The organism is Mycobacterium sp. NGS50 (assembly GCF_059812545.1).
Window position 1 is genome coordinate 132880 of record NZ_JCALCW010000009.1, and the last position, 14064, is coordinate 146943.

Consider the following 14064-nt stretch of genomic DNA (forward strand, 5'->3'; position numbering starts at 1 on the left):
CATGGCCGGCCCCGACTTCGCCGCACTGATCGACTTCGCCGCGGGTGGACTTATGCTGGCGGCCGTCCTGATGGTCTGGCGACGCGACCTACCCGCCATCGTGCGGTTGCTGGCTTGGCAAGGCGTTGCGTTGGCGGCCATTCCGATGCTGCGCGGCCTGCATGACGGCGACCTCGAACTGATCGGCCTGGGTGTCGCGGTGCTGGCGTTACGGGCGGTGGCGCTGCCCTGGCTGCTGGCCCGGGCCGTCCGCGGTGAGCCGCCCAACCAGCGCGAGGCGACCCCGCTGGTGAACACCGCCAGCTCGCTGCTGATCACCGCCGGGCTGAGCGTGGCGGCGTTCGCCGTCAGCCAGCCGCTGACCCACCTGGACCCGAGCGCATCAGCCACCGCCGTTCCCGCCGCGATCGCCGTCGTGCTGATCGCCCTGTTCGTGATGGCCACCCGCCGGCACGCGATCTCACAGGCAGCCGGATTCCTCCTGCTGGACAACGGGATCACCGCAACCGCGTTTCTGCTGACCTCCGGCGTGCCGCTGACCGTCGAACTCGGCGCGTCGTTGGATCTGCTGTTCGCGGTGATCGTCATCGGAGTCCTGACCGGTCAGTTGCGCCATATCTTCGGCGGGGCCGACCTCGACGCGCTGCAGGAGCTACACGACTGATGACCGCATTGCTGCTCACCGCGATCGCCGCTCCGATGATGGCGGCCATCGTCAACCTGATCCTCGGCTGGCGGCGGCCGACCGCCGCGCTCACCGTGGCAGCCACGGTGGTGGTGTTGGCCTGCGGTGTGCTGGCGGCACTTCGCGTCGGCTCCGGGGTGCAGCTGTCCCTGGGCGGGGTACTGCGTTGCGATGCGCTCACCGCCGTCATGCTGATCGTGATCGGGATCGTCGGGACGCTGGCGACGTGGGCCGGCATCGGCTACATCGATGCCGAATTGACCAGCGGCCACACCGACACCGGCGGCGCCCGACTGTACGGGGTGCTGACGCCCGCGTTTCTGGCTGCCATGGTTCTGGCGGTGTGCGCCAACAACATCGGTGTGATCTGGGTGGCCATCGAGGCCACCACCGTCGTCACCGCATTCCTGGTGGGACATCACCGCACCCGCACCGCGCTGGAAGCGACATGGAAGTACGTGGTGATCTGCTCGGTCGGCATCGCGGTAGCGCTGCTCGGTACCGTGCTGCTGTACTTCGCCGCGCGGCATGGCGGCGCCCCTTCGGCCAGCGCACTGAACCTGGACGTGCTCACCGGCCGCGCCGGCAGCCTGGACCCGGGAGTTGCCCGACTCGCCGGTGGGCTGCTGTTGATCGGATACGGAGCCAAGGCCGGCTTGTTCCCGTTTCACACCTGGCTCGCTGACGCTCACAGTCAAGCGCCCGCACCGGTGTCGGCACTGATGAGCGGAGTGCTGTTGTCGGTGGCGTTCTCCGCGCTGATCCGGCTCAAGCCGATCATCGACGTCGCCGCAGGCCCCGCCTTCCTGCGCACGGGTCTGCTGGTGGTCGGGTTGGCCACCTTGACAATCGCGGCATTGATGCTCGTCGTGACCGGCGACGTCAAACGAATGCTGGCCTATTCGTCGATGGAGAATATGGGCCTGCTGGCTATCGCGGCCGCAGTCGGGACCACCCTGGCGATCGCCGCGCTGCTGCTGCACGTCCTGGCTCACGGCGTCGGAAAGACCGTGCTGTTTCTGGCCGGTGGACAACTGCAGGCCGCGCACCGTTCGACGGCCATCGCAGACATCACCGCCGTGGTGGGGCGTTCGCGGTTGGTGGGCGGCACCTTTGTGGTCGGGCTGCTGGTGTTGCTGGGGCTTCCGCCGTTCGCGATGTTCGCCAGCGAGCTAGCGATCGCCCGCTCACTCGCCGACGCACACCTGGCGTGGGTGCTCGCTGCCGCCATGCTGCTGATCGCGGTCGCCTTCGCCGCACTGGTCCGCAACTCCGGCCGGATGCTGCTGGGCCCCGCGAACGGTGCGGCGCCGGCGATTTCCACCCCGGCAAGCGTCGCCGGAGCCCTGCTCGCCGGAGCCGCCGCAGCCACGGTGCTCGGAATCACCGCGGGCCCGTTGACCGGCCTGTTCACCACCGCTGCAACACATCTCGGGGTTCACCCGTGAACCGGCAGCAGTGTCAGGTTTCCCAGACCGACCTGGCCCACCGCGCCGGGGAACTGTTGGACGGCGGGTTCCGGCTCGGGTTGGTCGCCGCACACGACGACGGCGCTGAGCTGCGCATCGTCTACCTGTTCTTGGCGGGCTACCCCGATCGCCGGATCGAACTGGAAATTTCGGTACCCCGCGATAAACCCTCGCTGCGATCACTGGCGCACCTGTCATTTCCAGCCGGACGGTTCGAACGCGAGATGGCCGACCTGTTCGGTGTCGAGCTGGTCGGCCATCCCAAACCGCGGCGTCTGGTCCGCCACGGCCACTGGCCGCAACACTGGCATCCGATGCGTCGAGACGCCACGCCGCCGGCGCGCTTCGAAGCACCCGATAAGTTCCCGTTCCTGACCGTTGAAGGGCCCGGGGTCTACGAAATCCCGGTCGGTCCCGTCCACGCCGGGCTGATCGAACCCGGCCACTTCCGCTTCTCGGTGGCCGGCGAAACCGTGCTGCGCCTCAAGGCCCGGCTCTGGTTCGTGCACCGTGGCATCGAGAAACTCTTCCACGGCCGCACGGCCACCGACGCCGTCGGCCTCGCCGAGCGCATCAGCGGCGACACTGCGGCGGGCCACGCGCTCGCGCACAGCCTGGCAATCGAAGACGCGCTGGGCCTCGTACTGCCCGATGCGGTGCACCGGCTGCGAGCCCTGCTGGTCGAACTCGAACGGCTCTACAACCACGCCGCCGATCTGGGCGCCCTGGCCAACGACGTCGGGTTCGGGCTGGCCAATTCCCATGCCCAGCGGATCCGGGAACGGCTGCTGCGGCTCAATGAGGCCGTCACCGGTCACCGGTTGCTTCGCAACGCCATCCGGCCCGGCGGCATCACACTGCGCGCGCTGCCGGACCCGGGGGAGCTGCGCTCGATCGCCCTCGATCTCGCCGAGGTGGCCGAGCTGACTCTGGCCAACACGATGGTCCATGAGCGGTTCGCGGGCACCTCGGTGCTGCGCAGCGAGGATGCGCGCGCGTTGGGCTGCCTGGGTTATGTGGCCCGTGGCAGCGGGTTGGGCTGCGATGCCCGCCTCGAGCATCCCACCGCAGCGCTGCCGGTCACCGAAGTCACGCACCCGGGCGGGGATGTGTTGGCCCGTTATCTGGTGCGCCGCGATGAGTTCGCCGCGGCCGCCGAGCTGGCCGGACAGTTGATCGCTTCCCACACCGGTGCAATCGAATACGCCGCTCCGGCACCGGCAGTGGGGGTGGCGATCAGCGGTGTCGGCATTGTCGAAGGCTGGCGCGGCACCATTGTGCACCGCGTCGAACTCGGCGCCGACGGGCGAATCAGCCGCGCCAGGATCGTCGACCCCTCCTGGTTCAACTGGCCCGCGCTGCCAGTCGCGATGGCCGACACCATCGTTCCGGACTTCCCGCTGACCAACAAAAGCTTCAACCAGTCCTATGCCGGCAATGACCTCTAAGGCACCGTCAGTCCGCATCGGGCGGCCGGCAGCGGCGGCCATCGAACCACTCACAGCTCTCGGCGACGATGCCGAAGGGAGATGCTGATGCTGCTGGATTTCTGGGAGAATTTCCGCCACAACTTGTTCCAGCCGCTGCTGCTGTTCTTCTACCTCGGGTTCTTCATCCCGATCCTGAAGGTGCAGTTCGAGTTCCCGTACGTGATCTACCAGGGCCTCACGCTCTACCTCCTGTTGGCGATCGGTTGGCACGGTGGCGAACAACTGGCCACCGTCGACCCCTCCACCATCGTGGGTGTGGCCGGGTTCATCGTGTTGGGCTTCCTGTTGAACTTCACGATCGGCCTGCTCGCCTACCAACTGCTGCGCCGGTTGACCACGATGCGCCGCATCGACAGGGCCACCGTCGCGGGCTATTACGGATCCGACTCGGCCGGAACCTTCGCCACCTGTATCGGTGTGCTGGCCACCGTGGGGATGGTGTTCGACGGTTATATGCCGGTGATGCTCGCTGTGATGGAGATGCCCGGCTGTCTGGTGGCGCTGTATCTGGTGGCACGGCTGCGGCATAGCGGGATGGACGCGTCGGGATTCATGCCCGATGAGCGCGGCTACAACGGGATGGCCAAACTCGGACCAGGTGCTGCCACCCAGCCCGGACTCGGACAGCATCTCGACGCCGAATGCGAGCGCGAACTCGAAGAGTTGGAGATGTCGCTGGAGCGGCGGGAGCATCCTCGGCAATCCGCCACCCGGGCCACCGGCACCGCGACCTTGCTGCGCGAAGTGCTGCTCAATCCGGGTGTGTATCTGTTGTTGGGCGGCATCGCGGTCGGCTTCATCGGCGGCCTGCAGGGAGAGAAGGTCACCCACGACGCGGACACCGTCTTCGTGGGTGCATTCCAAGGCGCCCTGTGCTTGTTTCTCCTGGAGATGGGAATGACCGCGTCCCGTCATCTCAAAGACGTCAAGGCCGCGGGCCGCGGCTTCATCATCTTCGGGCTTTTGGCCCCGAACCTGTTCGCGACTCTGGGTATAGCCGTCGCGCACAGCTACGCCTACCTCACCCACACCCACTTTCAACCAGGCAGCTACATCCTGTTCGCGGTGTTGTGCGGGGCGGCGTCCTACATCGCGGTCCCGGCGGTGCAACGGTTGGCAATACCCGAAGCCAGTCCCGCGCTGCCGCTGGCCGCGTCGCTGGGGCTGACGTTTACCTACAACGTGACGGTCGGAATCCCGTTCTACATCGAAGTCGCCCGCGCCATCACCGAGCGGTTTCCCATCACGTGACCGTCGGGCCCGCGACCACCCAGTGCGATCAAGATCACACTGTCCCGTCACGGTAGGTGCGGTCTCACAACGGTTTTGGCAGAGCCGCACAGCTGTTCCGCAAGTTGGTGTTACATCGCGGCAACATCGCCTTCCTAGCCTCGTGGCATAGCCTTCAACAGAGGAGAGGTCATGACGCTGCTGGACGATCGCAACGATGTGCAGGTTTCCTCAGGCCAGGTGTGGACCGTGGCGTGCAGCTATGACCATCTGATTCCCGGCCGCGGTGTCGCAGTGCTGCTCGACGACGGCTCCCAGGCCGCATTGTTCCGCCTCGACGACGGGACGCTGCGCGCCCTGGGTAACGTCGACCCCTTCTCCGGCGCGGCCGTGTTGTCGCGCGGCATTGTCGGCGACCGGGCCGGCCGCGCCGCCGTGCAGTCGCCGATCAAGAAGCAAGCATTCGCTCTCGACGACGGGAGTTGTCTGGACGACCCGGCGGTGACGGTGCCGGTGCACCCGACCCGACTGAGGGCCGACGGCACGATTCAGGTCGGGCGCGCCGCGTAGCCCTTCCGCCCCTCGGTCAGCCCTGTGCCCGGTGTGAGGGGGGTGCGGTGTGCCCGCGCCGCGCCGGCACACCGCATTTCAGGATGTGATGTGCTTCACATTTGTGACGGTGAACCGTGGTGTCGGCGGCGGCGTAGATACAGGCGTCTGCACGGCACGCAATCACAGACCTGACTGATCGGAGATGTCGGCCATGACCATGTCCGCGATCCCGGCGTGGCTTCAACGATCCTGCCGGACCAGCGCACCGCCGGCGGTGCTGCTGATCCGGTTCTATGTCGGGGTGGTTTTCCTCGGGGAGGGAATCCTGAAGTTCGTGCGCCCGCAGTCCCTGGGAAGCGGACGATTCGCGAAAGCCGGCATTCGGGCGGCCGAGTTCTTCGCCAACCTGGACGGTGTCTTCGAGATCGTCTGCGGACTATTACTTTTAGCGGGTCTGTTGACCCGGCTTGCGACGGTCCCGATGATCGTCGACATGCTCGGTGCGCTGCTGATCACGAAGTTCCCGATCCTGTGGGCGGGCGCACCGCTGTTCAAGTCCGAACACGGATGGTGGGATTTCCTGCACGAGGCCCGGCTGGATATCGCCCAGCTGTGTGGCAGCGTCTTCCTGCTGCTGGTCGGCGCCGGAACCTGGTCGCTGGATCGCTACGTCGCCGCCCGTGCTGGCGGCGCGGTGGCCACTGCGGTCCCTGATCCGGTCGGGCGGATCTAGGTGTAGGCGACGCGTACCCGGTGGATGCGCCCCTCGAACGGGAACGGCGCGCGGGCACGGTAGTCCAGGGATACCGGGGAGCCCAGGCACGTTCCGATGTCCAGGCAGTCGTTGGCGGTGAACAGCAGCGGTGCGCTGATCGGAACCTGTCCGTCGGCAACGGTCTCCTCGTTGACCGCGACGGTGATGTCGAGGGGTCCGGCTGGACGCGGTTCGGCATACTGCGTGGTCACCGTTACGGTGGCACGCCCCGCCGGAACTTTGTTCGCCGAGCGGATCTTGGTGCGCGACAGGATGAACAGGTTGTACTCGTAGCAGAGATATCCCTCGTCGAAGTAACACGTCAACCCACCGGCCCCGGAGCCCAGGGCATACAGCACCCCGTTCGCGCCGGAGGGGATCTCGACGTCGATGGTGACGACATTGTTCTTGTTGCCGAGCGCGGGCGCGCAGAATTCGGGCATCCGCACCGTCTCGCCGGTGAACTCCCACTCGGTGTAGGGCGGGGCGATGCGCAGCTCGGGGTGATAGACCGGCACCCACAGCCCGCCGCCGATGGGCAGCACCGCATTACGGGCCGCCTCGACCATGAACATCTCCCGCATCTGCGCGAGCTTCTCCGGCAGCTGCTCAGCCAGATCCTCAGCCTGCGCCCAGTCCTCGTCGAGGTGGTAGAGCTCCCACGCATCGCCATCCGGGGTCCAGGTCGCGATACCGTCGGGCTGGCCGGGCACCCAGGGGAGGCGCGGGCCGCGAGCCGACGCCATCCATCCGTCGTGGTAGATGGCTCGGCTGCCCATGATCTCGAAGTACTGCGTCTTTTTGCCGCCGGGGGCACCGCGGTCGGCCAGCGTGCGCGCGAAACTCGCTCCTGCCAAAGGCATTTGAGGCTCTCCGTGGACCACCCGCGGAGCTTCGATACCGACGACCTCATAGATGGTCGGTACAACGTCGTTGCAGTGCAGGAACACCTCCCGCGGTGCGGGGTCCGCAGTGATCTTGGCCGGCCAGCGCACCACCATCGGGTTGCGCGTCCCGCCCAGATGCGACGCCAGTAGTTTCATGCCCTTGTACGGGGTGGAGCCGGCCCAAGCCCATCCGGCGTGGTACTGGTTGTCGACCAACGGAGATCCCAACACATCCAGTCCGCCGAGCGCATCGAGTGCGTCGATGTGCTGGCGCACGGTGGTGGGAATCCCGTTTTGCGCCAGCAGTTCCGAGATCGTGCCGTTCTGCCCTTCACCCGAGGAGCCGTTGTCGCCCCAGATGTAGAAGAACAGCGTGTTGTCGGCATAGCCCAGGGTTTCCAGCTCATCGGCGATGCGGCCGACCTGGACATCGACGTGTTCGGCGTAGCCGGCAGCGACCTCCATCAGGCGGCGCTGGAACGGCTTTTCATCTTCGGGGATGTCGTCCCAGGCTGTCAGGGCGTCATCGCGTGCGGTCAGCGCGCAATCCTGCGGGATCCAACCTTTGGTTTTGGCGCGCTCGAACACCCGCTCCCGGTAGGCATCCCAACCGTCGTCGAATTTTCCGACGTACTTGTCGGCCCATTCCTTCATGATGTGGTGCGGGCCGTGCAGGCAGCCGCTCGCCCAATACATGAAGAACGGCTTATCGGCGTTGAACGCTTTGTGCCGCCGCAACCAGGAGATGGCGTCGTCGGCGAGATCCTCGGACAGGTGATAGCCCTCGTCGGGAGTTTTGGTCGGGGCGACTACGGTGGTGTTGCGCACCAGGTGCGGCTCGTACTGGGATGCCTCGCCCGCCAGGAATCCGTAGAAGTATTCGAAGCCCAGCCCGGTGGGCCAGTTTTCGAACGGCCCGGCGGCGGTGGTTTCCTCCGCGGGGGTGTTGTGCCACTTTCCGAACGCCGACGTCGCGTAACCGTACTGCTTGAGCACCTCGGCAACGGTGGCACTCGAGGCCGGAATCTTGCCGGCATAGCCGTCCCAGTCGTTGGCCAGCTCCGCGATCTGTCCGTTGCCGATCTCATGGTGATTGCGTCCGGTCAGCAACGACGCCCGGGTCGGCGAGCACATCGCCGTGGTGTGGAACCGGTTGTAGGACACGCCCTGCGCGCAGATCCGGTCGAGGGTGGCAGTGGCGACCTCACCACCGAACGTCGACGGTAGGCCAGGGCCGGCATCGTCGATCAGCACGATCACGACATTGGGCGCCTCGGCGTGCAGCCGTTTCTGCACCGCCCGCGGGCTGTAGGTCGACTCCTGCAAGGTGCGCCCCGCGACACTGCCCGATCCGGCCGGCGGGAACGGCAACACCGCACCGCCGGGCAACACCGGAGCCACCACCTCATCACCCAGCGTCTCAGGCAACACCTGCTCCTTTCGTCCCGGCACCCCGGCATGAATCCCTGACAGTCTGGCATGACCTGATCGGGACACCGGGCGTTCCTGCAAGCCTCCGCGGTGACGGTCGGCCGGAGGTCTTGTCAGCTCAGCGGAGTAAGCATATGGTTGGTTTTAGCAATCACTCGATTGGAGAGTCCGGTGGTCGACAGCACGCGGGACCGCATCCTCGATGAAGCGCTGCGATTGTTCGCCGAGCACGGCTACGCCGGCACATCGGTCGGGTCGATCGAAGAGGCGGCCGGACTCTCTCCGCGTTCGGGTGCGCTGTACACCCATTTCGGGTCCAAGGAACAGGTCATGGCCGCCGCCGTCGAACGGGCCATTCAGACCGCCGATATCAGCCTGACGCTCGCACCGATGCTGTCGCTGGGCAATCTCGAGGCTGAGTTGACCTTGGTGGCGCGGGGCTCGCTTGTGCTGATGACCAACTGGCGAGATCTGATCCGGGTGATGGCCAAAGAAGGGGACCGGTTCCCCGATGTGATGGCAACCGTCCGGGACCGGCTGTTCGACCGGTCCCATGAGTTCCTCGCCAAGTGGCTGCAGGACAAGTCACCGGATGAAGGTTCGTCCGAGCGGGACTTCGAAGCGATCACCTCGATCTGGCTCGGTGCTATCGAAAACTACTGGATCGCCTCCTATATCCACGATGACCGTCCGTTCGGAATCGACGAGGACCGCTTTGTCCGGCAATGGGTACGCACCCTGATGAACGCGATCGGAACAACGTCATGACACCGACACATTTCGACCTGAATGACCCGGCTCTCATCGTGGATCCGTACCAGCACTACGCGTGGCTGCGTGACGAGCATCCGTTGTATCACAGCACCGACCCGGACCTGTGGATCCTCAGTCGCCATGATGACGTCGCGGTCGCTGTACGGGACGCCGGCCGATTCTCCTCAGATCTGGGCAACGCGTCGCGATTCGCCGACAACCCGTTCAACCCGACCATGAAGCTACCGAGCCTGCTCATCCACGTCCTGGGCAGCATTGCGCCGATCCGTTCGTTGCTCACCAGCGATCCGCCGGACCATACCCAGTTGCGCCGTAAGGTAAGTCGCGCATTCACCCCCCGACGGATCGCCGAATGGGAAACGCAGATCTGGGAGATCGCCCAACGCCTGGTCGATGACATCGCCGCCAAAGCCGACGGGGCACCGGTTGATCTCGTGCGCGAGCTGGCATCCCCGCTGCCCACGATTGTGATCGCCGAGATGATGGGGATCCCGACCGATCGCCACGACGACTTCAAACGCTGGTCGGATAACCTGGTCAACGGTCTACTGACCGACGGCAGCAAGGCCAAACTGCTCTCCAGCGCGGTGGAAATCTCGCTGTTCTTCGCCCGCACGGTACGGAAGCGCCGGCGCAACCCGGGTGACGACCTGATCAGTCTGCTGGTGGCGGGTGACCGCGATACCGAGGCACTGAGCCTGGCCGAACTCATCAACTTCTGTGTCCTGCTGTTGGTCGCCGGCAACGAGACAACCACCAACCTGATCTCCAATGCGATGCTGGCGATGCTGGACCGCCCGCAGGTGTGGCAGCAGATCGTGGCTGAGCCGTCGTTGGCGGCGGCCGCGGTAGAAGAGACCCTGCGCTTCGACGGTCCAGGGCAGGGTTTGCTCCGAATCGCCACCACCGACATCACGATCGGTGACGCCACCATTCCTGCCGGTGCCAGAGTGCTTCCCCTGATCGCTTCGGCGAACCGGGATCCTCGCCACTGGGATGAGCCGGATGAGTTCCGCCTCGACCGAAAGACGGGTGACCACATCGCGTTTGGATCTGGAATCCACTTTTGCCTGGGAAACGCGCTCGCCCGCATGGAGAGTCGGGCGGCGATCGAATCACTTGCGCGCCGACTGCCAGACCTGACCCGCTCCGGAAATCCAACCAGGATCGCCAGCCCGGTCCTCCGAGGACACCGAGCGCTTCCGGTCGTCATCGGTCGCGACGTCCGGGCTGCCGTCGGCTGATCTGCGATGCGGCTCGACCGGCGTCGATTCTTGGCCTTGAGCGCAGCCGGGGCGGCAGCCCTGGCCACCGCGAGCACCGATGTGGCACTGGCTGGGTGTAGCCGTCAGACGTCGGCTGTTCCAGCCGATTACACGCTGCGCATCGGTCAAGGACTCGTGGAGCTTGCCCCCGACAAGGTGGTATCGACAACGCTGTACAACGGACAGTTTCCCGGGCCACTGCTGCGATTGACCGAAGGTAGACAGGCCGTAATTGCCGTCCACAACGACACCGACACGCCAGAGCAGCTGCATTGGCATGGCCAAACTCTGCCGGTGGACGTCGACGGCTCGGCGGAGGAAGGGACCCCCTACATTCCTGCACACGGCATGCGGCGGATCACGTTCACGCCGGGACCGTCGGGGTTCCGCTTCTACCACACCCATCTGGTGCCGGGGGCTGATCTGAGTCTGGGGCAGTACAACGGGCTGGTCGGACCGGTCTACATCGAGCCCAAACGTAATCCGGGGGAGTACGACCAGGAGATTTTCCTGACCCTCAAGGAATTCGAGCCGACCCTCAGCACCTCGGGCGATATGGACGCCGGCTTCGTCGCCGGCGAGCCCATCCCTGAATTGCGCGACCGGGGCGAGAAGGCGATGGCCGCGTCGCTTGCGGCGGGTAAGCCGCACGGGTTCGAGGTGGGTTATCAGGCCTTCAGCGTCAACGGCCGCATGCTGGGCCACGGTGACCCGATCAAAGTCAGCGAAGGACAACGCGTGCTGCTGCACGTCCTCAACGGCAGCGCCACCGATAACCGCAGTCTGGCCCTGCCGGGGCACACCTTCACCGTGATGGCACTCGACGGCAACCCGGTGCCCAATCCGGCAGCCGTACCCGTGTTGTGGCTTGGTGCCGCCGAGCGCGTCTCGGCGATCGTGCACATGACCAACCCGGGAGTGTGGGTACTCGGTGATCTCTCCGATGACGACCGCGACCAGGGCATGGGTGTCACGGTCGAGTACGCCGGACGCGGCGGGGAACCGCAATGGGTGCCGCCGCCCACCTTCACCTGGGACTACCGGATCTTTGCCGCATCAGGCGGACCAGCCGTGGCCCCCGACGAAACGATCGAGCTGCTGATCGAAAAGCGCAACGCCGAACACGACGGCTTCAACATCTGGACGCTCAACGGCAACGCCTACGACATGGATTCCCACACACCGCAATTCGATCTCACCCACGGCCGCCGCTATCGGCTGCGGTTACGCAACGCCACCGACGACATCCATCCCATCCACCTGCACCGGCACACCTTCGAAATCACCCACATCGCCGGCAGTCCGACAGCCGGGCTGCACAAAGATGTCGTCATGCTCGGCGGCTACCAAGAGCTCGCCTTCGACTTCACTGCGGACCAGCCCGGCCTGTCCCTGCTGCATTGCCACCAACAGCTGCACATGGATTACGGCTTCATGGCCCTGCTCAACACCACCGAGCGCTGATACCGGCGGGCCGCGGCAGCCGGCTAGGCGCCCAGGTCAGCGCCCAGTGCTGCGATGTCGCCTAGATCCAGCGCAGAACCGACCGAGCCGGGCGCACCGAATGCGTATTCGAGTCCCGACCAAAGCATTTGTGACACCGATTGCTCGAACTGGGCGAGTTCATCCCAGGAGGACATGAAGTCGCTCGATGTGACGGGGGAGTAGCTGCCGGCATTCATGAGCGAAACCGCCAAGTCGTCGCGCGCGTTCAGGAAGCCGGCCGTGATGCCGGTAGCCGGATCCGAGAATGTCTGGCTCAGGATCGTGTCCAGCGTGCTCGCCTCGGGAGCCTGCCCGAGGAACAGGTCGAGACGCAACGCGGCCAGAACCATCGGCAGCTGCATGTCTTTGACCAGGAGCGGGAAATTCTGCACGATCGCCGACAAAGCGCCCTGTGGGTTGGCGAACATGTCGTGTGCGACGGCGTCCAGGCTGGGAACCAGTGTCGGATCGGTCATCCGGTCCAGCACCGATGGCACGTCGGTTTGGCCGCCGAACGCCGCGGTGAATTGGTCGACGCCAATCGCGTTCTTGAGCTGGTCGACCTCGAGGTTATTCGTGACCCAACCCGAGGTGTAACTCTGGTCGCGGGCGTAGTCGTATTCGAACATGCGCTCCTGGATGTCGGCCGCACGCTCCGCGGCGGTAACCAGAGGTGTGTCCGCCGGCAGCAGGTTGCCGATCTCACCCTTGACGTCGGCGACATTGACGACCTCGGCCTGGATGGGGATGTTCGGAATCGTGCCCGTTGCACCCTGCCACCGAATGGCAAGGATGCCGTCGTCATTACCCGAGGCATCGATCCAGTTCGCGACGCCGGGGTCTTGGCTGCTGACAACGTAATAGGTGTAGCCGTCGGGATCGTGGAAGGCTTGGACGTCGTTGAGGCTGCCCGTCGCGGTCGTGGCGGGAAGATTCACCGCCCACGCGTTGAACGCCTGCATGCTGGCGTAGGTAGAGGCTACGTCGGGAACCTTGACGATGAGCGCCTGATCTGGCTCGAGGGCGAAATGACTGAAACTGGTCAGTTGGCCCGGCAGCACCGGCCCGAGCGCGGCGGAGGTCGGGGCGATGGGGCTGAATATGTTCTCCGGGAGCGAGTTCAGGGCCTGCTGAATCCCGTGGTTCACCGGAGCGCTGTTCACCTCTGTCATGTTCGTGATCACGTTGCTCAGCACCGACGAAATCTGGTCCTCGGTGAGCACCGGGACGACAAACGGCGCCTGTGTCTCCGGCTCAATGGTGAAGGTGTTGTGCGGCAGGCCCCAGTCACCAGCGGCGGTGGTGATCATCGTGTCGGCGGACCCGCTGGTGTCGATCCAGTTTCCCGACTGCTCAGTGGGACTCATGACGATTGTGTAGCTACCGTCGGGGTTCGGCGTGAACTCCGACAAGCTGTAGGCGTGCGGAACGTGAAAGTCCGTTGTTTGCGGCCGGAAACTCATGTCCTGCGAGCCCGGGCCGGGATGGACCGTCATCGTGAAAGTCTGTTGATCTCCGGCGTAGTACAGAAGATATTGCTTGTCCGCGGCGGGCGCGTTCAGATAGAACGCGTCGGCGGCGGGGGCGTTCCATCCGGTTGGGGCGAAAACCAACGGGTCGTACGAATTGCTCTGGTTGAGGGTGCCCAGCTCATTTTGCAGCGCGACAACCCCCAACGTCTGCACGTATTGGGGCAGCGTGGTCTGGTCGAATGCCGTGATGAACGGGTAGGCGCCGTTGGTGTCGAGAATCTGCTGATGGGTTTGCAGTAGCTGGTCGATCACCGGTTGCAGCGAATCCGACGCCGCGAGTCGCGCCGCGCGCATCTGGATCCCGACGGCGCCGGGAACCGTCGCGGTAGCGGCGATCAAGCCGGCACCGAGCAGGACCACGCCGGCGGTGGCGTAGCCACGAACGCCGCCTTTGAAGCGACTCCGCTGTGCGCCATGGCCATCAGAAGCAGGTTGCACTCGCATCTGCGAGTGAGCGGAACATCCGAGAGTCGGCCCGAGCCCCAGTCCGATGGTCGACATGCTGCTCTC

11 protein-coding genes are annotated in these 14064 nt (G+C 65.3%); 9 read left to right on the plus strand and 2 right to left on the minus strand.

Annotated features, from left to right (window positions below; translation table 11 throughout):
- Nucleotide 1 precedes the first annotated feature (1 nt).
- From AC5Y36_RS08910 to AC5Y36_RS08935, 6 genes are all read left to right on the plus strand, one after another.
- Nucleotides 2-664: a hypothetical protein gene (locus AC5Y36_RS08910; RefSeq protein ID WP_500040503.1), complete on the plus strand. Its 663-nt coding sequence runs from the start codon at nt 2-4 to the stop codon at nt 662-664.
- The gene (locus tag AC5Y36_RS08915) at nt 664-2133 is read left to right on the plus strand and encodes a proton-conducting transporter transmembrane domain-containing protein (RefSeq protein WP_500040504.1); all 1470 of its coding nucleotides are present in this window, start codon (nt 664-666) and stop codon (nt 2131-2133) included. The genes AC5Y36_RS08910 and AC5Y36_RS08915 overlap by 1 nt, the downstream gene beginning before the upstream one ends.
- Before the next feature lie 32 nt (nt 2134-2165).
- Nucleotides 2166-3602, plus strand: a complete 1437-nt coding sequence (locus AC5Y36_RS08920) for a hydrogenase large subunit (protein WP_500040536.1) — start codon at nt 2166-2168, stop codon at nt 3600-3602.
- Nucleotides 3603-3689: 87 nt separating this feature from the next.
- Nucleotides 3690-4895 carry a sodium-dependent bicarbonate transport family permease gene (locus AC5Y36_RS08925; protein WP_500040505.1) on the plus strand — a complete coding sequence of 402 codons (1206 nt, stop codon included), beginning with the start codon at nt 3690-3692 and terminating at the stop codon, nt 4893-4895.
- A 171-nt stretch (nt 4896-5066) separates the two neighbouring features.
- Nucleotides 5067-5444, plus strand: coding sequence for a nitrite reductase small subunit NirD (gene nirD / locus AC5Y36_RS08930; RefSeq protein WP_500040506.1), 378 nt, complete (start codon nt 5067-5069; stop codon nt 5442-5444).
- Nucleotides 5445-5637: 193 nt separating this feature from the next.
- Complete coding sequence (locus tag AC5Y36_RS08935; protein WP_500040507.1) at nt 5638-6159, plus strand: DoxX family protein; 522 nt, start codon at nt 5638-5640, stop codon at nt 6157-6159.
- Here AC5Y36_RS08935 and AC5Y36_RS08940 read toward each other — a convergent pair.
- Nucleotides 6156-8495, minus strand: a complete 2340-nt coding sequence (locus tag AC5Y36_RS08940) for an arylsulfatase (RefSeq protein ID WP_500040508.1) — start codon at nt 8493-8495, stop codon at nt 6156-6158. The two genes, AC5Y36_RS08935 and AC5Y36_RS08940, sit on opposite strands and share 4 nt — an antisense overlap.
- 174 nt (nt 8496-8669) lie before the next feature.
- On the opposite strand from AC5Y36_RS08940, the gene AC5Y36_RS08945 reads away from it, so the two are divergent.
- The 3 genes from AC5Y36_RS08945 (at nt 8670) to AC5Y36_RS08955 (ending at nt 12001) form a co-directional block, all read left to right on the plus strand.
- Nucleotides 8670-9266, plus strand: a complete 597-nt coding sequence (locus AC5Y36_RS08945; protein ID WP_500040509.1) for a TetR/AcrR family transcriptional regulator — start codon at nt 8670-8672, stop codon at nt 9264-9266.
- Nucleotides 9263-10516, plus strand: coding sequence for a cytochrome P450 (locus AC5Y36_RS08950; protein WP_500040510.1), 1254 nt, complete (start codon nt 9263-9265; stop codon nt 10514-10516). The genes AC5Y36_RS08945 and AC5Y36_RS08950 overlap by 4 nt, the downstream gene beginning before the upstream one ends.
- A gap of 156 nt (nt 10517-10672) precedes the next feature.
- Entirely contained in the window at nt 10673-12001 is a 1329-nt protein-coding gene (locus AC5Y36_RS08955) for a multicopper oxidase family protein (protein WP_500040511.1), read from the plus strand.
- A 23-nt stretch (nt 12002-12024) separates the two neighbouring features.
- Here AC5Y36_RS08955 and AC5Y36_RS08960 read toward each other — a convergent pair whose 3' ends face one another.
- Nucleotides 12025-13707, minus strand: coding sequence for a hypothetical protein (locus tag AC5Y36_RS08960; protein ID WP_500040512.1), 1683 nt, complete (start codon nt 13705-13707; stop codon nt 12025-12027).
- Nucleotides 13708-14064 lie beyond the last annotated feature (357 nt).